Source organism: Telmatocola sphagniphila (assembly GCF_018398935.1).
Lineage (GTDB): Bacteria > Planctomycetota > Planctomycetia > Gemmatales > Gemmataceae > Telmatocola > Telmatocola sphagniphila.
This window is the reverse complement of record NZ_CP074694.1, coordinates 4,566,684-4,590,629: the sequence shown is the minus strand read 5'-3', so window position 1 is coordinate 4,590,629 and position 23,946 is coordinate 4,566,684. Positions and strand designations below refer to the sequence as shown.

Here is a 23,946-nt window from a genome sequence, read left to right as displayed (position 1 = left end):
GGGCAAGTGTCAATCGATAAATATATGCTGATTTGTTATATTGTGATTTGTGATTGGAGTATATCCCATAACGTCCTTTATGGGATATACTCCAGATTCTCAAAAAGAAGCAGACGAAATCTGAATTTTCGCGTCTCAGAATACACTAAAACTGCATCAGGAGAAATTTTCAGAAATTTTGGAAAACGGCGCTTGTAATTGATTTCTCCGTCGATTAATATCCCTTCAGATTCAGCCTGAATTGAGTTCGTTTTCAAATCAAAATTGATCCGTCAGGCAAAATAACAACGTCCACTCGGTTCTTTTTCCGGACTGGGTATTTTCTTCAAGTTTGATGAATATTGATAGCTCAAACTCCAGGGCACACTTGCTATGCCCTCTTAATCATCTTCGAGATTTTCCTGGAGAACTGCATGTCGGATTATTTAGAATCACTAACTGATATATCCTTACAAAACTATTGCATTTCCATCTCTAATAGACCCCCTGAGCTATTGAACGGGTCTTGATCGCGAGAGCTGACCTGCTACCTCTTTATACCCTTGAAGAATGGGTTCCAAAAGAGCGAGCACAACAAATTAATTCCGTTTTGTCCCCATCGGTCCTGATTGGGCACCTTCACTTGTTTATGCACGCAGATTTTCTGCGCCTATACAGAGATTTTCCCCATGAAGCGATTCCACATCTGGTTGTTTCGAAAACTCTTTTGGGTTCAAAAGACTCTTCCTATTCGACGACAGCACAAAATTCGTCTGGACGTGCAACGACTCGAGCAAAAGGATCTTCTTAGCAATGTGATCATTCATGGGAGTCTGCCTTATATCGTTGGGGCAAAGCCCGGTCAGAGTCCTGTGATCAGCGAATATGACAGTGCCACGGGAAGTTTATTAGCTTCTTACATGGCCTACGATTCGAGTTTTAAGGGAGGAGTAAGGGTAGCTCTTGCTGATCTAAACGGCGATGGTGTGCCCGATCTCATTGCCGCACCCGGTCCCGGAATGGCACCCATCATCAAAGTTTTCGATGGGGCCACCGGAAATTTATTGAGTAGCTTCGATGCATTTGCTCCAGGCTTTCTGGGAGGAGTCACCGTAGACGCTGGGAATATCGGCGAAGGTCGAATGGGCATTATTGTTGGAGCAGATGCCGGGGCTGGACCTCACGTCGAGACTTTCACCTTAAATGGAACTCTGGTTGACTCTTTCTACGCTTTCTCGCCCAGCTTTCGGGGAGGTCTGAGTGTTGCTCTTGGGATAAGTCCACTTGGGCAAGCAGAAGCGATTGTAGGTAGTGGTGCCGGAGCCGCACCCTCCATCAAGGTTTTTGATTTAGGAACGAACTCGGTCATCCAGACGCTATCACCGTATTCGCCCGGCTACATGGGTGGCCTTCAAGTCGCGGCTGGCGATTTGAACAAAGATGGTACGACGGATATTCTGGTTTCTCCCAAAAATGCACCAGAGCTGCACATCCAAGGATATGATGGAAAAACAGGAAATTTGCTGGAAAATTTCAATGCATCAGGGTTTGATGCAGGATCATCTGGAACGGTAGGGTTTGCTCAGCTCACAAGCAGTGTTCCGGCAATCACGATAGCTGGGTATCGCAATGGCGCTGCAGAAGAACAGATCTACAATGGAGTTCCTCAAACGAACCAGGCAGTTCCTACCCTTGTTTCCACTTTTCCACCGGTAGCCGCAACACCCTTACTAACTCCGGGAGTTCCTCCACCAAAACCTATCTGTATTCAGCCAGTATCACTACCCAATACCGTTTCAGCTCCCCGAGTTGTACCAATTGGCGATTGCACGCCCGACCAAGTAACGACCACATCCTGTGGCAGCGATACCCTCGTCACTGAATCTGCTGGAGCAAGTGACATTCCCTCGGGTGCCAGCGTGGGAGGTGGAGATAACGTCGCCACCGGGTTTATTTCGATGAATTCGACCGATCTGTCCTCGAATGGATTTGGTTCCGATTGGGGCTTGACTCGAAGCTGGACCAATAACGTCCTAGTGGTTGCAGGTGATTACTTTGGCATTGGCTGGACAGTATCTCAAAACCCTTATCTACTCCAAGCGGCAGGGGGTAACTCAATTGTTGTGGTCACCAATGGGAACGATTTTCAGACCTTTGATTTGCAAACGGGCGGTAGCTATACGGAACGAAATTTTGGGAGGAGCAATTTAACCTACAACTCTTCGACAAACTTATACACCTTCGTAGATGAATTCAATGATGTAATCAGGTTTACAGGATTCGGATCGAGTGCTCCTACGGCGGAACAAGGTCAATTCCAAAGCGAGACCGATCCTGCGGGAGTAACGACGCAAGTCACATCGGAAACTTCCAGTGGAACTATTGGCGAAATTCAACGCACCGTAGGTAGCGGGTCTAGTGCAATTACCGAATCCTACCTCTATAGCTATCTCGGCTCTGGTGATCCAAACGCAGGATTAGTGTCTTCGGTCGTGGAACGGACGAAAGTAGGTTCGGGATCATGGACGACTGTAAGACAAGCAATTTACACCTATTACAATGGGACCGAAGCTTATGGAAACTTGAATGACTTGAAGCTTGCCCAAATTGAGGATGGTTCTGGCAACGTCTTAGATACCAGTTACTACCGCTATTATGGGGCGAGTGATCCGAATGGCCCCCAACAAGGATTGGAATATGTTTTGAATTCCGATTCTTACGCTCGCCTGGCTGCAGCATATAGCAATCCCACGACCGTTAGCAATACTGTTCTGTCGGGATTCGCTGACGAGTATTATCAGTACAACTCGAACTTTCAGGTTTCTGAAGCGGTGACTCAAGGCAGTGGTTGTACCTCCTGTTCTTCGGGTTTTGGAACGGACACATTCACTTATTCCACCAGTTCAAATGCAGCCGGATACAATTCCTGGCACATGAAAACGGTCGAAACACTTTCGGATGGAAATACGCAAACTACCTACTCAAACGTCTACGACGAGCCGATGTTGAGTGTCTACCAAGACACGACCTCGGGTCTCAAATGGTGCACCTATACGAGATACGACAGCTCTGGAAGAGCCATTCTGACGGCCAACCCCTCCGCTGTCACCGGCTATAGCGAGAGCTATGCCGATCTTGTGAATTTCACCGGAGGAAGTTCTTCTTACATTTCTTCGACGAATGGCTTGATCACGAATTATAACTTCGCAACATCGACCACGGCCTCGGGAACAACAGCTGGGAATATCCTCGGTTACTTGATGAGTACCTCGATTCAACAAGGGCTCTCGGGGACAACAATTCCCCAGTCAGCGATGACCTATTACGACAAAGTGGTGAGTGGGAACGATACAGCTTTTGAAGCGACCTCGACCCAATACCGAAACACCAATGGAACTGGGGCAGAAACTACCAGTTATTCGTATACCTGGCAGGGTTCGACTGCTCAAGTCGCCTCTGAAACTATATCGTTGCCTGTTATCTCCAGTGCGGAAAATGGGCCGGGCACGGCCGATGTCTCCACCACTGTTTACGATTCAATCGGACGCCCCGTTTGGACCAAAGATGCCGATGGCTATATCAATTACACGGCATACGACACTTTAACCGGGGCGGTCATTACTCAAATCACCGATGTGAATACTTCCCTCACGGGGGAATTTGTCAATCTTCCTTCGGGCTGGAGCACGCCTACCGGTGGCGGGTTGAATCTGATAACTTCTTTCGTAGTTGATGCTCTCGGCCGCACGACAAAAGTGACCCATCCCAACGGAGATATCGACTACACGGTCTACGACGACCCGGATCACGAAGTCCGAACTTACATCGGCTGGAATTCGACTACAAACACAGCCAGCGAACCGACTCAAGTCATACGGGAGGATCGCTCGCATAGCTACACCGAAACATTGACGATGTCGGCGACTCCGGCGGTTTCGGGAGGAGTTCCGACCGGAACGGAAGCTATTTCCAACGTTCAATCGTTGACCCGTGACATCACCAACGATGCTAACCAAGTCGTCGAAGAAGATCAATATTTCTCACTCTCTGGCGCGAGCTATTCGACCAGCACTTATTTAGGCACCTCCGGGACCAATTATTACGCCACGCAGTATTTCTATGGCCACCGTGGTTGGCTGGAAAAGACCGTTGATCCCACCGGAACGATCATTCGAACGGTTTATGATGGTTTGGGAAGAGTCGTGAGCACCTGGGTCGGAACCAACGATACTCCAGCCAGCGGCTACTGGTCACCGACCAACAACACCAGCCCCTCCAATATGGTGGAAACTGCCTCTTACGTTTACGACAATGGCGGTGTTGGGGATGGCAACAAAACAGCCATGATCCTATATCCCGGTGGCGGTACAGCCAACCGAGAAACTGATACTTATTATGATTGGCGGGACCGAGCGGTTGCCGTAAAAGAAGGGGTACAAACCTCGGAATCGACGACGGTCCATCGCCCGATCTACTATACAACTTATAACAATTTGGATGAAGCCATCGAAGTGCAGCATTTCGATGGGGATGGGGTGAGCATAACTTCCACGGGCGGAGTACCCAACACGCCTTCGGCAAGCCTGCTTCGAGCCGAAACTCAAACGTTTTACGACGATCAAGGTCGAGTTTACTTGACGGAAACATTTGACGTTGATCCGAGTACGGGAAGTGTTTCGACATCGTCCTTGAATACGAACACTTACTACGATCATCGTGGCGATGCCATTGAGACTTCCAGTCCGGGCGGACTCGTCGAGAAAGAAGTTTACGACGGAGCGGGACGAAACACAGTAGACTACACGACCGACGGTGGTGGTGGCAATTCTTGGGCAGCGGCCAGCAGTGTTGCCAGCGATACCGTGCTCGATCAAAAAGAGTATACCCATGATGCAAATGGCAATGTGATCCTGACGGTAGATCGTCAGCGGTTCGATAGTGCCACCGGTACGGGGGCCCTCGGATCGCCGACGAGCGGTATCGGAGCTCGCGTCTATTATGATGCGAGCTACTACGACATGGCCGACCGTGCAATTGCGGATGTGAACGTCGGAACCAATGGAGGAACAGCTTACACGCGACCCAGTTCTGTTCCAAGCTCAAGCTCAACTGTATTGGTCACAACAACCAGTTATGATGCAGCTGGCAACGTCTTGGATGTCGTCGATCCCTTGGGATTGGACACTCGAAATTATTACGACATGCTGGGGAGAACAACGGAAACTATCCAAGATTACACCAACGGCATTCCTACGAACGAAACTAACAAGACCACTGAGTACACTTACAATGCGGTGGGGATGACGAGCGAAACAGCCGTTGCCGCCAGTGGTAACAACGAAACCACGGCTTGGGTTTATGGCGTTGTCGGTACGGGCACCCCGGGGAGCTATCTCTATTCCAATGATTTGGTAGGAATTACGGAGTATCCCGGACCAACCGGCGCACCCAGCACCACTCAAGAAGAAATAACCAATTACGATGCTCTCGGTGAGAAAATTTCGTTCCAGGACCGCAACGGGAATGAACACACTTACTCGTACGATGTTCTCGGACGACAAACAGCCGATGCTATCGTGCAACTGGGAACAGGAGTTGATGGAACGATTCGAGAGCATACGATTGCTTACGACACGCAGGGCAATCCGTATCTTTTTACCAGCTACAGCACTTCGAGTGGTGGAACAATAGTAAATCAAGTCGAAGACGTTTATAATGGACTGGATCAATTGATCGGCGAATACCAATCCCATTCGGGGGCCGTCGTGACCGGCACTACTCCTGAAATCCAGTATTCTTACTCGGAAATGGCTGGCGGTGCGAACAACAGTCGATTGACGAGCATGACGTACGCCGATGGCTACACCATTAACTATAACTATTCTTCGGGGCTCAACAACACAATCAGTCGACTTTCGTCCCTAAGCGATTCCTCGGGAACTCTAGAGAGCTACACCTATCTGGGATTAGATACCATCGTAGTACGCGATCTTAATCAAGCAGGGATTGAATTGACTTATATCAAGGAATCGGGGGAGAGTAACGGGTCAGCCGGGGATCAATACACCGGCCTGGATAGCTTTGGTCGAGTGATCGATCAACGCTGGGTTAATTCTTCGGGAACTGCCGTCGATCGAATCCAATATGGCTACGACGCGGATGGCAACGTTCTCTACGAAAACAATCTCTTAAATTCAGCGGAAAGTGAGATTTTCACATACGACGCACTGAATCAAACATCGAGTTATGCCCAGGGGACTCTGAATGGAACTAAGACAGGAATCAGTGGAACACCCAGTGCAACACAAAGTTGGACTTATGATTCTTTTGGGAACATGACCAACGTTACGACCAATGGAACGGGCCAGACGCGTACTGCTAACACACAAAATGAATACACGGCAGTCGGAAGTGCAACACCAGGTTACGATTCGAACGGAAACACTACCACCGATGAAAACAGCAATCAGTATGTCTATGATGCTTGGAACATGTTGGTGGCAGTCAAAAATTCCAGCGGTAGCACTATCGCTTCTTACGTGAATGATGCCTTGGGTCGTCAAATTCAGGCGATTGTATCTGGGACGACAACAGATCGATATTTTTCAGCGCAGTGGCAACTGATCGAAGAATATCAAGGAAGTACTGAAACGGATCGGTATGTTTGGAGCCCAACCTACATAGATGCCATGATTAGTAGGGACACAAGTACTGGAAGTGGAACATTAAATCTGCGAATTTATGCACTCCAGAATGCTGATTACGACACAACCTCTCTAGTAAACACCTTCGGAAGTGTACTTGAGCGGTACACTTATTCGCCTTTTGGAGTGGTTAGCTATCTGAATTCATCATGGGGTTCTTTAAGTGGAAGTGCATACGGATGGAAATTTTTGCATCAGGGTGGAGAACTCGAAGCTGGAGGACTTTCCAGCTTCCGAAATCGAATGTACAGTCCAACACTTGAGAGATGGATGCAAAATGATCCAATTGAATTTCTTAGTGGTGACAATAATTTTTATATGTTTTGTAATAATAACGTTATAAAATCTATAGACCCATTCGGACTGTCAGATTTGACTTTGGCAGAAGCACGGAAATTGATAAACCTTTTTTTAAATAACAGAACTGATTTAACACTAGCAGAATTAGAAGCCAAAGTCGGAAAAAATAATATTGAAATCATGATAGAGAAATATTGTAATGCCATTGAGAAGCAGCCGGGTGTAACTGATTTTAATAAGTGGAGAATTCTGAGATTAACTGATCCAAATGCACCACGACTTCCAGGTAATGGATCATTTCCAGATTTTGCAGCGCGTGAACGAGTAGTAAAAATTGTAATGCGATTTTGCAGATGTGCAGGTGCTCTCGCTTTGATAGGAGGGATTATATATATAGCTTATGAAGGAAATGAAAATTCTCAACCAACAGGAGTAGTGCCTCCCGGCTCCGTGCTTATAGACACGCTGCCGGGTGCAAAATGGACTGTGCAGATTTGGCTAACACCTGGAGGGCAAAAGATTAGAGTTCGCGTCGACGCAAATGGAAATCAGGTCGTTGGTATCAAATAGGAATTGCTTAAGCGACCTCGACGAAAACTATATCTTTTTCGCATCGAATACAGAAAAACGGACTTGATTAGTTTTCTTCCGAGAAGATCGATCAATCAAGAATTGTGTTTTATTCAAAATAGTAGCAATATATGTATTCTTAATTTTTGCTAGAAAACTTGATTTTCGCTTGTTTTTTACTTAGAAGCCCTAACAAAACCCCTTTTTATAGCGGTATTCAATGGACAATCAGAGGTTTTGTTAGGGCCTCTTAATTATTAGCATTTGTCAATTAGTTCGATCTGCGATACTATATCCGGCTTAGGTTAGTTAAATAAAAATTATTACCAAATATGCAGATAACTTGTTATTGCGTTTTTGCGCACAGGCTATTCATTATGATCTATTTTAAGATTCAGCTAAATACTTTTATGTGCGGGCATTCAATTGATATTTTGGGATTTGTCAGGTCCGCTTAAGATACTCTTCTTAATACGGAAAATTCGTTTTGATTAATTCGCATTGCGCCAGACTAGATGAGTATTTTGCAATTAAGTCAAACAATGTAACCACTTGACGAGGAGTAATCGTGCTTGGAAATTGATAGTAATTAGTATGTATTAATCGCTAGTCAATATTTAATTACTGCTAATTGTAATAACAACCTCAATTTATTTACCTTTGCAGTCATATTGTAGCTGAAGAGTCGTAATTATTTTCAGATTGTAACTTTGTGTATAAATTCTCTGCTTTTAACCTCATGCGAGAGGCTTTGATTTTTTTTCACTCGGAGAGGCATTTCAATATGACCGATTTGCTTTTTGAATTTGGAAATCCTTTATTTCCAGATGGAAATTGGGCGAAGGAAAAACCTAAACTATTTAACCTAATGGTTCGTGGTTATTTTCCTCTGCTTATAGCAGATACCTCAAATTGCTTCTGCGGCATTCATGTTGTATTTTCATCTCCTGATGCTGCACTTGTCGATCATTTTGTTAAAATCGCAAGCCACTCGAATTGCGTCAAGTTATCAAACTATAAGTCGTCTGAGTTGATTTATCCAGACGATTGGTTATCAATCGACATATTTCTTTCAGTTAAAAATACATTTCAAAATAAAATAAAATATGTTTTTGGTTATATAGATTCTGAAGTTTGGCTTGCGAGCTCTACGGATAATAATCCCACTTACCTCGAGATATTAGATATTTTCAATATACTGGACGCTTATGATCTCGTTTGGGATAGACCTCAATGATTTATTTTATATTGCTGCTTCGTGTTGTATGATCTATTATCTTGTTTTATTCTCCTCCACTCCTCCTCGCCCTGATACAGCCGTTGCAGCATTTGCAATATCCTGGGAAGGAATTTTAATTCTCGGGATAGTTTTCAATACGTTTGCTTGGGGTGCGGTCGTGGCCATACCATGGTTATGTCAACACAAACCACCGCCTCTCTGGTCAAGAAAATTACTAGCAGCCAGGCGCAAGAAAATCGACGCCGTCTCGGCGTTCAACTGACCCTGGAAGGCAATACTATCCAGAGAGTGGCCCAGATACTTAAGGTCAATTCTCGTAGCGTGGATCGCTGGATCTCCTGCCACAAAACTCGCGACAAACAGGGGCTCGAAGCTGTTAAGCATCCCGGTCCGAAATCCAAATTGACCCAAGAGCAACTTCGGGAAATCCGTTCCTGGCTCCTATGCGACGCCCGAGATTTCGACTTTCGGACTAACCTTTGGACATCACCGAGAGTCGTTCACTTGATCAAAAAGAAATTACGCATTCATTTTAATACCAACTACCTCTGCGGCTGGATAAGCAAGCAAGGCTTCTCTCCGCAAATGCCCAGAAGAAAAGCGATGATTGCTAAGAGATCTTTCTAAATTATCCTTCGAATTGCTACCTCCGTACGCTTCGGAACTCAATCCCGTCGAACAACTCTGGAGCCACCTCAAGCACGGGCGCTGCGACAATCTCCTTCCGAAAGATTTGCAAGTACTCAAGGATGAAGCCGTCGAATTCTAGGCAGAAGTAAAATTCAAACCGGGTATACATTTCTCCTACTTGTCCCGAACCGAATTCTGGTCGCATTTGTAGCCGAATTAAAGCTGTAGGGATTTTGGCATTTTGAAGGGTGTTTTGCCGAATACCGGGGAATTTTGGAGCGGTCTGATGACCGAGACCGGGGTGTTGCGATGGGCCGGCGTAGTCCGGCGCGAGGCGCTGCCGGTCGCCGCGAGCAGCAGAGGTTCGTAGAGGAACGGGCTTCCTGCGACTGATTACTTTTTGGCTTGTCGGGTTTGATATTCGTTGAGCCAGCGTTCGAGTAAATCGACGGCGGTGAGGAAGTCGTAATCGAGAGTGAGCAAGAGGTCGATGTTGTTGAAGTTTTTTTGGCAGTCGAAGCAGTGGGCGAGGTTGTTGCGTGGGTTGACGGTAGCCCGCATTTCGCCGCAGTTGGGGCAGAGGAAGCGGAAGTAACCTTCGCTCATTTTCGAAGGTGGCCCATCGGCTCCCAGCGTGGCGATGGTGACGGGCATGGGCAAATCGTTGCGAATGCGGCGTAGTAGATCGGGTTGGATCATCGTTTCTCCGACGGGGGCGCTGAGAATCAGTAATCGGCGAGGTCGGATTCTTTTTGCCAGTGGGGTTGCATCAAGACGCGGTTGACGTTGTCGATGTCCACGGTTTTATTGGCGGATCGAACGGCTTCGATGAGGCAGCCGACGCAGAGATTGCGGGCTTTACGCAGGATGCCGTCGGCGGCGCGGACGATGAGATCGACGGCGGGTTGCGTAAAAGTATTGTGGCCGAGTCCGATGCGATCGAGTTCCCGGAGAAGGAAGTCGCGCAGTAAATCGGGTCCGAGCCGTTTGGCGATGACGGAGTAAGTGACTCGGCTTTTGATGTCCTGGTTGACGCCGAGGTCGAGGTTGGCGAGCAGGCTGGGTTGGCCGATGAGGATGAGGTTGTGGTTTTTGGGGAAGTCTTCGAAGAGCAGCCGCAACTTTCGCAGACAGGCCATATCCATGAGGTGAGCGTCGTCGAGAATGGTGGTGACCGACTTGCCCGCATGGTTGAGGCTGAAGGCTTGTTCGATGAGTCGGCGTTCGCACTTGAAGGCAGAGCTTTCGAAGTCGATGCGGAACGCATCGCAGAGTATTTTGACGGAGTTGGTATAGGTGTGCAAGGTGCGGCCCACGGTGGCGACCAGGTGCTGGTTTTCGGGAAGCCGCTGAAGGGATTGCTTGATGAAGCTCTTGCCGGTGCCGGGAACGAACTCCATTCCTCCTCGCTGCGGTAAAACCGCACCTCGCCCAAGGAGTAAGCCTCAGCAAAATGGAAAAGGAAAATTGTACAGACACGAGGCGGGGTAGGAGCGAGGTACGATTTATCACCGATCAAAGACGGCGGGGAAAAACCGACTTAACAGGTCAATTCCCTTACCAAATTCGCAGCGTAAGCGACGACTGGCAATTCAATAACTATTCGGCTATTCGAATTCCAAAGTGCGATCAAACCGCGGTAAAGGACAATGAGTTCATGCTCTGGATCGACGAGCAGGCCAAGCTGGTGTTGCCCAAAAGCCCGATGGCCCAAGCCATCGCCTACGCCCAGCGACAGAGCGAGGCCTTGCGTCGCTTCACCGAGCACGGCTTCTTGAACATCGACAACAATGCCGCCGAGCGAGCCTTGCGTGCGGGAGCCGTCGGACGCAAAAATTGGATGTTCGCGGGCAGCGACGAGGGCGGCCGAACCGCCGCCGTGCTCTACAGCTTCACGCAAACTTGCCGACGACACGGCATCGACCCTTTCGCCTACCTGCGAGACGTGCTGGCACGGATTCCCAAAGCCGACTACCAACAGTTGACCAACCTCTTCCCCTCCCGCTGGGCCGAGGCTCAGCGAGCCAAAGCTGAAAAACCGTGCTGATTGGATACATAATACTCTCCATACTAGCAAAGCCCGCAAGTATGCAGTTCACAGCACGGGTACACTATTCCTTGCAAATCCTTTCGCATTCTGACCCATCCAGGTTTGAACAGTCTCCTCGGATTCACATTCTCCGACGGCAATCGCATCGATAGAGGGATCACTTGGCTTCAATTTGCGAAGCTCATCCTCGTCCATCTCCCGGACCCAAGTAATCCGCTGCCGCTGAATTCCCCTATCGGTGAGATTGACCTCCATATCCTTCAGCACGACATCGAGATTGCTGCCGGAGATCATCACCATCGTGGTAATATCCCCGCCGAAGCGAAGTAGGACCCCATAAGACGGATTGAACCGCATCGAATGCAAAAGATGATACGCCAGGGCCTCGGTATTGCCGTTTTTGAAACGCAATTCGAGCATGTGGGCCTTCTCTCGCAATCCCCGCAAGAAACCGTACGCCCGGCAAGAGGCTTCTTCGTCCGTATCTGCGGCCTTGAGATCTTTCGGCAGAAACCCCGTTTTGGGCTGGGCTCGTCCGCCCCGAAAGATCTCTAAAGCTTCTTGTTGCGATTCAGCGTTCATGCGTTACCTCCGGTTGACGAGTTTGTGCGAATTGATCGCGGTGCAATTCGTTTTGCCGCGTCAGGTTAAAGCTTCGTTGGTTTCTTGCAAGTCGTTTGTGCCGACGCTTCTTTGTGGTCGCTTGCTGTCGGGCTAACTCTTCGAGTTCAATCGCCGACATCGGCTCATCGGCCCGACGCACGGCCTTGGCAAGCTGTTTAATGTCATCGGTGAAGATGACCGCTTCTTGACGTGCTCGTGAAGCCGAGACGTAGATCTGACGACGGTTCGATGCTGGGAACGATTCACTCGACTGACCGATGAATACTCGATCCACCGTCTTTCCTTCACTGGCGTGTGAGGTGACCGTATAGCCCTGAGTGATATGCCCAAAATCTTTGTCGATCACCCAACCATGATCGACGATCAGATCTCCTCGCGGGGTAACCTTTTGGACGGTAAAAAGGGCATTTCGGGCCAGGAGATGTTTGCCGTCCTGAGTCTGACCGCGATGCGTAATCCGAATGCGATCCCCACGGCCAATAGTGAGCGACGAAGGCTTAAACAGTTCAAAGCGATCCGCCACTTCTAGAGGAAGTTTTTGTCCTTCCAGGAGGACTTGGCGAGAGCCACTTTTATGCCCCGGGGCATTCTGATGGAACTGGATCATGTCCCCCGATTCATAAAGCGTGCGATCTCCCTTCTGGGGATCGCTTAGACCGGCTGATTTCCAGGTGGAGAGAGTGACTTCTCCTTTAATCCTTCCCGCTTTTTTGAGCTGGCTCCGGATCATCTCAGCAATGCGATTGCCTTCGGAGTGGGTCGGGCTGACCACCAAAGCGGTTGCGTTCTCGCCGTTTTTCTTCTTTTCCTTCACCGCCGCCAGATAGGCCTGGCTTAATGCGACATCCCTCTCCTCCCCGGCGATCTCGCGAATTTTTCCCATCTTCTCGAACAAATCGAGTCCGGCCGCCGTATCGCCCCGACTCAAAAACTCCACCGCACGGCGATAGTCTTGCGGTTTCTGGCGCATGATCTCGGTGATCTCTGCGACCGGCAAACCGGCCCGCTGTTCAAGCAGCCGTAAAGGTTCCCCTTGGGCGACCGCCCGATGTTGGAAGCGATCCCCGGATAGTACGATTCGGGCTCCCAGATCCTGGGCTTTTTGGAAGAGTTTGGCCATCTCCTCTGTGCCCATCATACTCGCTTCATCCACCCAAATGATCTGCCCCCGAGCTTTCTCCTGCATCTTCGGATCTTTGAGAAAACGGGCTACTGTATCGGCTTCTCGAAATCCTTCATCGCGAAGTACTTCATGGCTGGCACTCACGGTCGGTGCCAGAACCGTGACATGACGACCGGCCGCCTCCAAGCCATCAATCGCCTCGGACATCATCGAAGTTTTGCCGGTACCGGCCGCCCCGCGAATCAGGGTGACAAAATCCCGAGAGGCCCAGACGTGCTCGACCGCTCTTCTCTGTCCCTCATTGAGCCAGTCCCTGCGGATCGTCGGTGAATGCAGCAAAAACTTCTGATACCGCCCCCTCCCCTCTTGGGCCGACTCTTTGACGAAGACTTCCAGGCCGTGAACTTTCGGGGTCGTAATCAGAACCTGATCCCCTTTGCGGGCCCGAATCAAGGATCGTAGGGACAGTTCCTGCTGTACCGAAGTGACATCGATGCAATCGACATAGCGTTTGAGAGCATGGGTCAGGACTTCCCGCTCGGTCGCTGTGGTCTTGGTTTTAAAGACGTGTGCGAGAGCATAGTCGACGGCCGCCTGACTTTGCGGCTCCGGTTTGTTCGAAGGAGATTCGCGACGGTGGACCTCGGCCATAGCCTCCCTATCCTCGCGAGAGAGCTTGGCATCCCAGATCTGTCGCAACTGGTTCCAGCTATGGCGGCTCGATTTCGATTCCCGGGTTTCGGCCCCCAGTTCGTCTTTGACCTTGTCGTTCGTCAGCCCATACTGTTCGGCCAAGGCAAGGATATCTTCATCGGAAAGTAATTTTTGATCCGCATAATACCCGTCCTCTTTCCGCTCGACATAATGCGACTCGACGAGTTTCTCGGCTAGGTAATCGCGATAGGCCCCCTCGATAACATCAGTCCGTCGCGAAAAACGCTTGATAACCTCCTTGGAGATCCCGGCTACCTCGAAATCATCTCGTTTTCGTTCCAGTGTAAATCCGAGATCCTGGAGCTTGCCCGCCAACCGGGCGCGAAAAGCCGCCTGAAAGTACGGGGCATCCCGTTTCAGATCGCGGAACTGACCGGCTTTCCAGCGGTTCTCTTTTTCATCAAAAGTAGTGTTAAAAACGAAGCAGTGCGAATGCAATTGGGGGTCAGGAACACCTTGTACTGGCCTTGAGGTCGTGTGGATAAACTCGGCCCAGACCATATTGCCCGTGGTGCGATTTTCGTCGCGGCCGTTGATGCGAACGCGCGTTTTCATTTCACGTTCGATTTCTTGCATCGATTCGCGGACCGATTCCCGAAAGGCCTCCAGAATTGTCTGATCACCGGTGAGCGCATACATCAAGGAAACAGACTTCGGCACCGACCAGGTAAAGTCATAACCGACGGTTCTTTCAGAGCCGTCTCGAACCGTGAGTTTTTGATTGGTGAAGGGATGGCGATTGTCGCACATCCGCTCGAAGAGTTGCTGATCGACAATTCCTTCGAGGCCTAATTTCTTGGCAGCTTCCCCTCCCCAGGAACCGACGATCTCCTGGCCTTCCGTGTAATAATCTGCCGTGCTGTAATACTTCTTAGCAGCGGCGGCACTGACGGACTGGGTGATGCGAAGCATGTACCATCATACGCCAATTCTTAAGGACGTAAATGGTTGACTGACGGTGCTTTAGGGATACTGACCGTCAAGATTTCAGACTGTGACGAGGAGTCAAATGTGATCTCAATTTTGTGCCAATGTGAGACACATTAGGATCAACTTATGCATGCCGACAGTCAAATTTTTGGGGAAATTACGCAAAACATTGCTCGTTAGAGCTCCGGACACGTTGTGTTCGGTCCGCCCCGAAAACGCGAAGCTGGTCCGGGTTGCGAAGCGTTGAAGGGGCAGGGCAAATTGTATTACCGGCTTATGATTCAAAAATCCGGCAGGAAGTAGAGAGCACAATTGTCTACCCAGTTTAATTGATAATCGACCCTTGCATATTGCCAGACTCCATTGGCGTCCTGCAGCTGACATCCCGCGTTACCTAGAGGATTCCACACCGCGTAAGTCCAATCATTCTTGGCGCCGCTGGCAAGCCATGCTTGCGCCCAAACGCGTCCTGTTTGTGGCATGCCATCATCAACTTTATTGTCGATATACCAAAGTTCGTAGGGAGTCAGGTAAGATGCTATCGACAATCCATTACCTGCGAAAGTGACTGTCATCCCCAAACTGGTGTTTGTAATCCAGATGGCGTTACCCGATGTCCAGCCACCAGCACCGGAATAAAGATTCACTGGATCAATCCAGCCGACATTCGGCACGCAATTCGCCAACGTTGTGGGATTGAACGGAGCAAGCGGGATCAAGCCGGCATATGCAAGATGTGAGTTGGCGGCAATCAATTCAGAATTTGTACAAGTGGAATATTTTGATGTCGTTGTGCTGGCCCCGGAATAAGTGCGCTCGATGATGCCATTGCCGTTACCATTCACGACTGTGCTGCCGAAGAAATCAGTAGCGTTGAGGCAATCGCCGGGTAGACAATTGTACTTTGTTTTGAAGGTATTGCCCGCTGCTTCATATTTATTGAAGGCACTGGTATAGCCGCGTAATTGCGCCGCATGAATCATATCCCTGCCAAACAAAATCGCCCCCACCAGCAGCCCGATGATCATGACCACAATCGACATTTCGAGGAGCGTGAAGCCACTTTGGTTTTTGGAGACATGCTGCATTTCGGGATTTTGCCAGCCTTCGATTAATATTTGATTAACACTCGTGTGCAGTAAAACTGGGGAATTTCCCCTCGCGTCGGTCAAGGATTTCCTTCGGCGCTGGCGCGGCCCCTCCCTAGCTTCCGCGCTCGTAGAGCCTCGCTTGTGCAGCCAGGGAGACCCTCCTCGCCATCGTCCTTGACCAACGCTCCCTCTTTTGGAAATACCGCTCTTTTGTTCCGGGTGAATGCTGTTGCATTCAAACCCGGAAGACTCCATTTAAGAATAGAAAAAGCCCAGTTCGAGCGATCTCGCGCTACCCCCATTCAGCGGAATGCACCTGCTGATCTCTCTTCTTTTTGCGGCTGTGGCTGGGAAGCATTGAGCCCAGGTGCAGGCCGAATAAGACCCCTTATCGATTGTAATTTCTCGCAAGGCTTCTCGGATACTTGTTTCTTGGGGCCGTTCTAAGCGGATCAACTGAAACGAGCCTTCTAGCGGTTGCTCCAGGGGACACATCTCTTCTGGATCCCGGGCAGGGAGTTCGAGCACGTGGAACTCCTTCTCACTTATAAGACGACCGCAATTTCATGCAGCCTGGACGAACAACCGCTAACACCGCCGCCGTTTCGGGCAAGCACAAAATCGGTTCCCCCAGAGGTCTCCCCCAATTTTGTGCTTGCCCGATGCGCTACGCAACGGCTCAAGCGGTGTTGGACGCGGTCCGTCAGGCCGCAATGAAGCGGCCTCTAACAAATGAGAAGGAGAACACTATGTCTACACAACCCGCCCACAAAATCCGTATCGGAGTATTGCAAGTCACCATCTGGAGAAATCACAGCGATAAAGGCAATTGGTACAGTGTGATTCCCAGCCGAGGTTATCGACAGGAAGAAACCTGGAAGGAGACCGATAGCCTCGGGTTCGACGATCTACTGACTATGGCGAAATTATTCGACCTCGCCCATACCTGGATCATGCACCAGCAAGCAGCTGACGCTAAAGCCCGCAAAGAATCGAAGCAGGTCGTCGCTTAAGCCAGCGGGGCGGTGGAGGATCTCTCCACCGCCTACTCCTTTTGAATCTTTTATTTCTCACTCGATGGAGAAGCCCATGTCTCAGATCTGTTTGCTACCCAATTCTCACAGTCATCAAAAAGCGATTGCTCCGAACGCGGAATCGATTTATAACTCTGCTACCCCTTTCCAATATTCATTACTTTTGATGCCCTCGAAGCCCCCTTCACGGACTCCTCAACTCCCCGGCTTTGCCACCGATTTTGAAGAATTCGCGGAGACAACGACGTCGGTGATCGACCCAACCGAGGCTCCTAATGCAGTACAAGACCATCGTTCTCGATTGGATTCAAAGCCGATCCAACCTCTTCGAGCCTCTTCGCTCTTCGAAGACTCTCCTGTCGACCGTCAACCGGCAAGCGAGTCGACTTCGGGAGCTTCATCTCGAAGCTCTAGCGAGCTTTCCGAACGATCTTCCAATGGATTCCCTCACTCAAAGCCAAGCCGCATTGGAGGTAGCACTCCAACAGTGGGAGGAGGAATTCTTACCCCCAGCTATGCCGAGCGATTCGCCAGTACCTCCGACTCTCATCACTTAACCCAGCGATTCGGATTAAAGCCCCGCCCCCGGCAAAATTCCTTGTTCGATCAACCTATCGAGCAAGTCGAAGCACCCATTTCGCAAGTCACCGTCCCCACAGACTCATCCCCTCTGAGCGTCTCAACGTCCTCCGGTGAAAAAGCGAAGGCCCGCGATATTCTCGCGGCTATCCGCGTCTTAAACCGGCTCGATGCTGAAAATCGTCTGGCCACCGAGGAAGAACGGCAAGCTTTGGCCCGCTTCGGTGGTTTCGGAGCCGTGGCGTTATCGCTGTTTCCCGATCCCATTAAAGGCACTTACAAAGACGCTTCGTGGCAGAGTCTTGGCGAAGAATTGAAAAGCCTACTCTCCCCCGAAGATTACGAATCCGCCAAACGAACTACTTTCAACGCCTTCTATACCGCACCCGTTGTTATGACGGCGATGCACCAAGCCTTAGATCGCCTGGGTATCCCGGAACAAGCCACGGTTTTAGAGCCCGGCTGCGGCACCGGGAATTTTTTAAGCTACGCCAAGCCGAAGCAGCATTTTATCGGAGTGGAACTCGACCGCACTTCCGGCCGCATCGCAAAAGCGTTGCATCCAGACCAGGACATCCGCATCGAGAATTTTCGGGACACTAAACTTCCCGATGGCAGGCTCGATGCCGTGATCGGCAACGTGCCGTTTGCCGACGTCAAGCTGGATCATAAAGGGCAGCGATTTTCTCTGCACGATTACTTCTTTGCCAAATCGGTCGATGCCTTAAAGCCCGGCGGAGTACTGGCCCTGGTCACTTCGCACTACACACTCGATAAGCAAAATGCCTCGATCCGAGAATATCTCGCGGAGCGAGCCGATTTTATCGGAGCGATCCGCCTTCCCTGTGACGCCTTCAAACGCGAAGGCACTGCTGTCGTTACCGATATAGTTTTCCTTCGCAAGCGAGCCCCCGACGAAGCAGCCCATCACACGGAGACCAACTGGCTGAAGTCCGAACCGCTCGATATCGAGGGAAAAGCCATTCCGATCAATGAGTATTTTCACAGCCATCCGGAGATGGTGCTGGGCACCTGGACGAGCAAGGACAGTCTCTATGGCGGTGAGACCGGTTATAGCGTGTTATCCAACGGCGACTTATCCTCGCAACTTCGCGAGGCGATTGCCCGCCTGCCCCGGTTCGAGACGCTGCAAGATGCGACGGAATCCCAACGAGATACTACAACTTGCTTCACTCCGCCTCCTCTGGAGCGGCATATCACCGAGGGCAGTTTTTTCTTGAGCGATCAGAAAGCCATCTGTCAGCTGATCGGCGGTCGGGCCGTGCCCGCCCAACACGGAAGCACGGTACTGACCGCCACCGGCGGCTTGATGGGCAAACGCTTAGCCGCGTTGATTCAACTTCGCGACGAAGCCCGTCGCGTGTTGCAATCGCAGAATGAGGGCTGGCCGGAGGAGCATCGCGAGCAGGCCCGAAGAAAGCTGAATCAGACTTATGACTATTTCGTGTCGCAATACGGTCCGATCAACAAAACCACTTTCGGCGAAACCGCCGATGGCACGGTGATCCGCCGCATGCCCAATCTCGCGAAGTTTCGGGAAGACCCCGATGCGATGTTGGTGATGTCGCTCGAAGAGTACGACGAAGTCACGGGTAAAGCGACCAAAGCTGCCATCCTCCTAAAAGATGTCGTTGGCAAAACGCCGGAGATTCTGCAGGTCCGCAGTGCCGAGGAAGGGCTATTGGTGTCGCTCGACCGCAAGGGCGGCATTGATTTGGGTTATATCGCCGAACTTTACGGACAACCCGAAGAGAAGATTATCGGCGAACTGGGGGAACTGATTTACCTCAATCCCGAATCGCAACACTGGGAAACGGCGGATGAATACCTTTCGGGTAATGTGCGGGCGAAGCTCGCGTTAGCCGAGCGAGCGGGCGAAAAATTCTCGCGGAATGCCGAGGCATTACGCGTCGTCCAACCGCCCGATGTTCTGCCCGGCGATATCGATGCTAATCTGGGAGCCCCCTGGATTCCGGAGTCCGATATCCAGGCGTTCGCCAGCGAGCTCTTCCGAGTCGATGCCGACTCCGTCAAAGTCGCTCACTTAAAGAAAGATGCCTTGTGGAGCTTTGAAGCCGATTACCATACCGAGCGTTCCGTGGCCGCCACGGCCGATTACGGCACCGACCGGGCGAATGGCACTTGGCTGTTCGAACTGGCTCTCAATTTGAAGTCGCCGGTGATCTACGACACCGTGCCGGGATCGGATAAGGATGAAAAAGTCATCAATCCCGATGCTACTTTAGCCGCCAAAGAAAAACAGAAAATCATCAAAGAAAAATTCCGGTCGTGGATCTTCCAGGATCCGGAACGGACCGAGCGTTTAGTTCGCACTTACAACGACACTTACAACAATTTGCGGCCGAGGTTATTCGACGGCGGTCATCTGGATTTTCCAGGGATGAATACTACCGTTCAGCTTCGTCCGCACCAGAAGGATGCCATCTGGCGGGGTATGAGCAGTGGCAACACCTTGCTGGCTCATGTCGTCGGAGCGGGCAAGACCTTCACCATGGCCGCTACCGGTATGAAGATGAAACAGACCGGGTTGGTGAAAAAGCCGATGTATGTGGTTCCCAACCACATGCTCGAGCAATTCGCCCGGGAATTCATGCAGTTATACCCCAATGCCCATCTACTGGTGGCTACCAAGGAGGACTTGAGCCGGGACAAGCGGAAGTTCTTAACGGCCAAGATCGCCAGCGGGGACTGGGACGGCATTATCGTCACTCATTCTTCCTTCGAGCGGATCGGCATGTCCAAGGATTATCAAGAGAAGTTCCTAAGAGAGCAAATCGCCGAGTACGACGAGCTCTTGCGTGATCGCTCCCGTTCCCAGGACAAACCGCACCGCAATCTGATTAAGACCATCGAGAAGCAGAAAGCGTCCCGCGAAGCCAAGCTCAAAGACCTATTGGCCGAAGATAAAAAGGATGATGGGCTGGTATTCGATGAACTGGGAGTCGATCAAATCTTCATCGACGAGGCCCACTTCTTTAAAAACCTGGAAACCCCGACCAAGATGGATAGGGTCGCTGGAATCCAGACCGGCGGATCGGAGCGAGCCTTCGATCTCTTCATGAAATGCCGCTACTTGAATGAGCAACATCCCGGTCATGGGGTCGAGTTCGCGACCGGCACGCCGGTCAGCAACTCGATGATGGAAATGTACACGATGCAGCGCTTCCTCGATCCGAAAGGATTGAGCGACCGAGGCATCGAACACTTCGATGCCTGGGCTGCCACCTTCGGCGAAGTGGTGGATACCATGGAGATATCCCCCGATGGTCAATCCTTAAAGCCTCGTAGCCGCTTTGCCAAGTTCACTAACCTTCCGGAACTGCAACAGATGTTCCGAGCGTTTGCCGATGTGCAGACCGCCGAAATGTTGAACCTCCCTCGTCCCAAGCTCGAAGGAGGCAAGGCGACCATCGTCGCCTGCCCGATGTCGGAAGCCCAGTCCCGGCTGCAGCAGGAATTGGTGCAACGCTACGAGCAGATCCGCAGCCAGAAGGTCGATCCTCGCAAGGATAACGCCTTAGCCATCACCACCGATGGCCGAAAACTGGCCCTCGATGCTCGCATGCTCGACGCCCAGGCCGAGGACGATCCAGGATCGAAGGTAAACGCCCTGGTCGAAAATGTTGTCCGTATCTGGCGAAAGAGCGAAGTCACTCGCGGCACGCAGATGATTTTTTGCGATATGGGAGTGAATCCGACTCCCTGGGGCTATTCCGCCTACGAGGATATCATTCAGAAGTTAATTCGGCAGGGAATCCCCGCCGAGCAGATCGCCGCCGTCGGCGAAGCCGATTCGGACGCCAAGAAGCAGGCCTTGTTCGAGAAGGTCCGTCAGGGTTCGGTGCGGGTGTTACTGGGCAGCACCATGAAAATGGGCACCGGAACCAACGTCCAAAAGCGACTGGTGGCCTTGCATCATCTCGATGCCCCCTGGAAACCCGCCGAAGTCGAACAACGAGAAGGCCGGATTCTCCGGCAAGGCAATGAAAGTGAAGAAGTTTCGATCTATCGCTACGTCACGCAAGGCTCGTTCGATTCTTATATGTGGCAGGCCTTAGAGACGAAGGCTCGCTTTATTGCCCAAGTCATCTCGGGCAATTGCGGACTGCGTAAGGCCGAGGATATCGGCGGTCAGGAACTCTCCTACGCCGAAGTCAAAGCGATTGCTTCGGGCAATCCGGCGGTGTTAACCCTCGCTGAAGCCGATGCCGAATTGCAACGGCTATCGGTCTTGAAAAAGAACCACGCCGACGAGCAGTATCTGGCGAGAAAGCATATCCGCAACTTACCTGATCATATTGCCGATTATCAAAGACGCCTCGCCGCCTTCGAGGCCGACCGGAACACGATCCAGGACCATCCGAATTCTCTCTTCGTCGGGAATCGTCCGGTACCTCCTCGCGATGCCCAAGCGGTACTCGGCCAGCGACTAGAGAATCTCCCGGAGCGAGTCAGTCAATCCACTCGAGTAGCCCTGGGACGATATAAGGGATTGAATTTTGGGATGATACTACATGCGGATTATCCCCCGGAAGTCTATCTCGAGGGAGCCAGTAAACGGACGGCAACACTCAGCCGCGAGCATCGCGGTCCGCGTGCGGTGCTGAATGCTTTGGAACGATTGGCCACTACCTACGACGAAAGGTGCCAGAAAGAACGGGACGATCTGGAACTGGCCCAGAGTCAGTTACACGACTACCAGAGTCGTCTGGGTCAAGAATTTGCCCATGAGGATTATTTGGCGGAACTGACCAACCTCCGGGATCAATTGAAGCTGGGGCTTTCGATCACGACTCCTCCCGCTGAAGGAGAAGAGCGGGTATCGACTTCTGAAATTGCCGAACGGATTAAAGATCTGAAATCGATAAACACGATTGAAGCCACCGCCCAGCGTTCCGGAGAACAGAGAATCATCATTGCCGAGGAGCCGGTGACTAAACGGGTTCGCGAGCGGATGCAGCGAGAGCAAGAGCTATTAAAGGAGGAAGTAAACCCTTCCGAGGAAACTTCACTACCGGAAGTCTCCCCTCACCTCTCCGATTACCGGACGCAAGTGACCCAATCGTCTGACACTCGATCCAAAGAATTGATGATTTGAAGGAAATCGATTCGAGGGAAATACAAGAGTCCCGCAGAAGTCCGGTTCCGTGTCGCCCACTCACGAAAGTCGGTAGCATTCTGCGGGACAACCGGAATTGTATAATTTGTCAATCGAGGTAAGCAAATAGAAAACCCATTGAGACTCTTTATGGGCTATTTTGATTTATCATCCTTCTGGGGATCTGAATTCGTGGAGGGTTCCTCTTTTTCTTTGTCTTCATTCGAAGTGTCCTGAATCATCTGAACCACATCGCCCGTAATCGCAATCCCTAGGAATAAAACAAAACTTTTAATGCTGTTTTGCAAACTCGTTTTATTCAGCAAATAAGTTCCCACTGCTCCCAGGGCCATGAACAGCCCAAAGCCTCGAATGAACCAAAGCGGTAACGCTGAGGTCGTGCCCGGGCGCGGCCCCCGGTAAAGCCGAACGCAAACAAAAAAAGATACCGCGAAGAAAAACGCCATGATGCCGCCAACTAACAGCAACATGGCCGAATCATCTTCTTTATGCTTTTTGTCTACCGGCCCAAAAAGAAAGAGCAGTGTCAGCAAGAAAAAAAGGAAGGCTGCGAATCCGAGAGGAATCAGCAGGATCCAAGGACGCCGGTAGTGCGGTAGTTCCTGGGATTCCGAATCGAGTTCTTCCATGTCATTCATATTCCGATCTACGACCACCGATTTCGAGGCTGGGGATTTAATATACTTTGCAATGATTCTGGTCGATTTTAGGTGCAATCGCTCGCTTCGGAAGGATACTGGGGACACTTTTTCTATCTTCAGCGCCCCAAATTCTAATGCATTTACGAGCGACTTTCCTCGAGGGAAAAAATATCCGTCAACCGTACAGGCATCTTCCCGATGCTTCGCATCGACAGAATTTCTCCGTGAAATTCCGGCAGATCAGCCAGAAAGCTGACTTTCAGGCCTGTAAGCAGGAAGACCAGCAGACATGTTTTCAGACAGGCATGACGACATGAAAACATGATTACATGTCAGGCGGCCATTTTGCATTGTTGTAAACATGTAAGCATGATTGCCAGACTGCAGGAATACATGAAATACAGATTACTTGCTTACATGTCGCACTGTCGCCAAGTCATCAAAACGTCATGCTGACATGCTTGCAAGACGGCAAGAAATCCTAATTACTTGAAGACATAAAATTATGTCACCTTGCCGACATGCCGTCGTGTCTTCATGTCGCACATATTACTTGCAATCATGTAAACATGTGGT

Annotated in this window: 13 protein-coding genes; 7 read left to right on the top strand and 6 right to left on the bottom strand. The window is 50.6% G+C overall.

Annotation, left to right across the window (positions count from 1 at the left end):
- The first annotated feature begins 668 nt into the window (after positions 1–668).
- From KIH39_RS18355 to KIH39_RS27230, 4 genes are all read left to right on the top strand, one after another.
- Positions 669–7,553, top strand: coding sequence for an RHS repeat domain-containing protein (locus tag KIH39_RS18355; RefSeq protein WP_213494682.1), 6,885 nt, complete (start codon positions 669–671; stop codon positions 7,551–7,553).
- 784 nt (positions 7,554–8,337) lie between these two features.
- Positions 8,338–8,790: a hypothetical protein gene (locus tag KIH39_RS18350; RefSeq protein WP_213494681.1), complete on the top strand. Its 453-nt coding sequence runs from the start codon at positions 8,338–8,340 to the stop codon at positions 8,788–8,790.
- Between the two features lie 171 nt (positions 8,791–8,961).
- Complete coding sequence (locus KIH39_RS18345; protein WP_213494680.1) at positions 8,962–9,420, top strand: helix-turn-helix domain-containing protein; 459 nt, start codon at positions 8,962–8,964, stop codon at positions 9,418–9,420.
- Positions 9,401–9,562, top strand: a complete 162-nt coding sequence (locus KIH39_RS27230) for a transposase (protein ID WP_390623672.1) — start codon at positions 9,401–9,403, stop codon at positions 9,560–9,562. Before KIH39_RS18345 ends, KIH39_RS27230 begins: the two co-directional genes overlap by 20 nt.
- A gap of 254 nt (positions 9,563–9,816) precedes the next feature.
- Here KIH39_RS27230 and KIH39_RS18335 read toward each other — a convergent pair whose 3' ends face one another.
- Entirely contained in the window at positions 9,817–10,122 is a 306-nt protein-coding gene (locus KIH39_RS18335) for a hypothetical protein (protein WP_213494113.1), read from the bottom strand.
- A 26-nt stretch (positions 10,123–10,148) separates the two neighbouring features.
- On the bottom strand, positions 10,149–10,823 hold the full coding sequence (locus KIH39_RS18330) for an AAA family ATPase (protein WP_213494678.1): 675 nt from the start codon (positions 10,821–10,823) through the stop codon (positions 10,149–10,151).
- 257 nt (positions 10,824–11,080) lie between these two features.
- Here KIH39_RS18330 and KIH39_RS18325 point away from each other — a divergent pair, with 257 nt between their 5' ends.
- Complete coding sequence (locus tag KIH39_RS18325) at positions 11,081–11,470, top strand: IS66 family transposase (RefSeq protein ID WP_213494677.1); 390 nt, start codon at positions 11,081–11,083, stop codon at positions 11,468–11,470.
- Between the two features lie 48 nt (positions 11,471–11,518).
- On the opposite strand, the gene KIH39_RS18320 is transcribed toward KIH39_RS18325, so the two are convergent.
- The 3 genes from KIH39_RS18320 to KIH39_RS18310 form a co-directional block, all read right to left on the bottom strand.
- Positions 11,519–12,055: a hypothetical protein gene (locus tag KIH39_RS18320; RefSeq protein WP_213494676.1), complete on the bottom strand. Its 537-nt coding sequence runs from the start codon at positions 12,053–12,055 to the stop codon at positions 11,519–11,521.
- Complete coding sequence (gene mobF, locus KIH39_RS18315) at positions 12,045–14,846, bottom strand: MobF family relaxase (protein WP_213494675.1); 2,802 nt, start codon at positions 14,844–14,846, stop codon at positions 12,045–12,047. Before mobF ends, KIH39_RS18320 begins: the two co-directional genes overlap by 11 nt.
- Before the next feature lie 299 nt (positions 14,847–15,145).
- Positions 15,146–16,036 carry a prepilin-type N-terminal cleavage/methylation domain-containing protein gene (locus KIH39_RS18310; RefSeq protein ID WP_213494674.1) on the bottom strand — a complete coding sequence of 297 codons (891 nt, stop codon included), beginning with the start codon at positions 16,034–16,036 and terminating at the stop codon, positions 15,146–15,148.
- Between the two features lie 668 nt (positions 16,037–16,704).
- Here KIH39_RS18310 and KIH39_RS18305 point away from each other — a divergent pair.
- Positions 16,705–16,968 carry a hypothetical protein gene (locus KIH39_RS18305; RefSeq protein ID WP_213494673.1) on the top strand — a complete coding sequence of 88 codons (264 nt, stop codon included), beginning with the start codon at positions 16,705–16,707 and terminating at the stop codon, positions 16,966–16,968.
- Between the two features lie 76 nt (positions 16,969–17,044).
- Positions 17,045–22,708 carry a DEAD/DEAH box helicase family protein gene (locus KIH39_RS18300; protein ID WP_246539337.1) on the top strand — a complete coding sequence of 1,888 codons (5,664 nt, stop codon included), beginning with the start codon at positions 17,045–17,047 and terminating at the stop codon, positions 22,706–22,708.
- A 155-nt stretch (positions 22,709–22,863) separates the two neighbouring features.
- On the opposite strand, the gene KIH39_RS18295 is transcribed toward KIH39_RS18300, so the two are convergent.
- Positions 22,864–23,367, bottom strand: a complete 504-nt coding sequence (locus KIH39_RS18295; RefSeq protein WP_213494672.1) for a hypothetical protein — start codon at positions 23,365–23,367, stop codon at positions 22,864–22,866.
- Positions 23,368–23,946: the final 579 nt, after the last annotated feature.

Coding starts and splice junctions, on each gene's coding strand:
- KIH39_RS18350 (WP_213494681.1), top strand. CDS start 8,338: ATGACCGATTTGCTTTTTGAATTTGGAAATCCTTTATTTCCAGATGGA.
- KIH39_RS18320 (WP_213494676.1), bottom strand. CDS start 12,055: ATGAACGCTGAATCGCAACAAGAAGCTTTAGAGATCTTTCGGGGCGGA.
- KIH39_RS18305 (WP_213494673.1), top strand. CDS start 16,705: ATGTCTACACAACCCGCCCACAAAATCCGTATCGGAGTATTGCAAGTC.
- KIH39_RS18330 (WP_213494678.1), bottom strand. CDS start 10,823: ATGGAGTTCGTTCCCGGCACCGGCAAGAGCTTCATCAAGCAATCCCTT.
- KIH39_RS18300 (WP_246539337.1), top strand. CDS start 17,045: ATGTCTCAGATCTGTTTGCTACCCAATTCTCACAGTCATCAAAAAGCG.
- mobF (WP_213494675.1), bottom strand. CDS start 14,846: ATGCTTCGCATCACCCAGTCCGTCAGTGCCGCCGCTGCTAAGAAGTAT.
- KIH39_RS18325 (WP_213494677.1), top strand. CDS start 11,081: ATGCTCTGGATCGACGAGCAGGCCAAGCTGGTGTTGCCCAAAAGCCCG.
- KIH39_RS18295 (WP_213494672.1), bottom strand. CDS start 23,367: ATGAATGACATGGAAGAACTCGATTCGGAATCCCAGGAACTACCGCAC.
- KIH39_RS18335 (WP_213494113.1), bottom strand. CDS start 10,122: ATGATCCAACCCGATCTACTACGCCGCATTCGCAACGATTTGCCCATG.
- KIH39_RS18345 (WP_213494680.1), top strand. CDS start 8,962: ATGGTTATGTCAACACAAACCACCGCCTCTCTGGTCAAGAAAATTACT.
- KIH39_RS18355 (WP_213494682.1), top strand. CDS start 669: ATGAAGCGATTCCACATCTGGTTGTTTCGAAAACTCTTTTGGGTTCAA.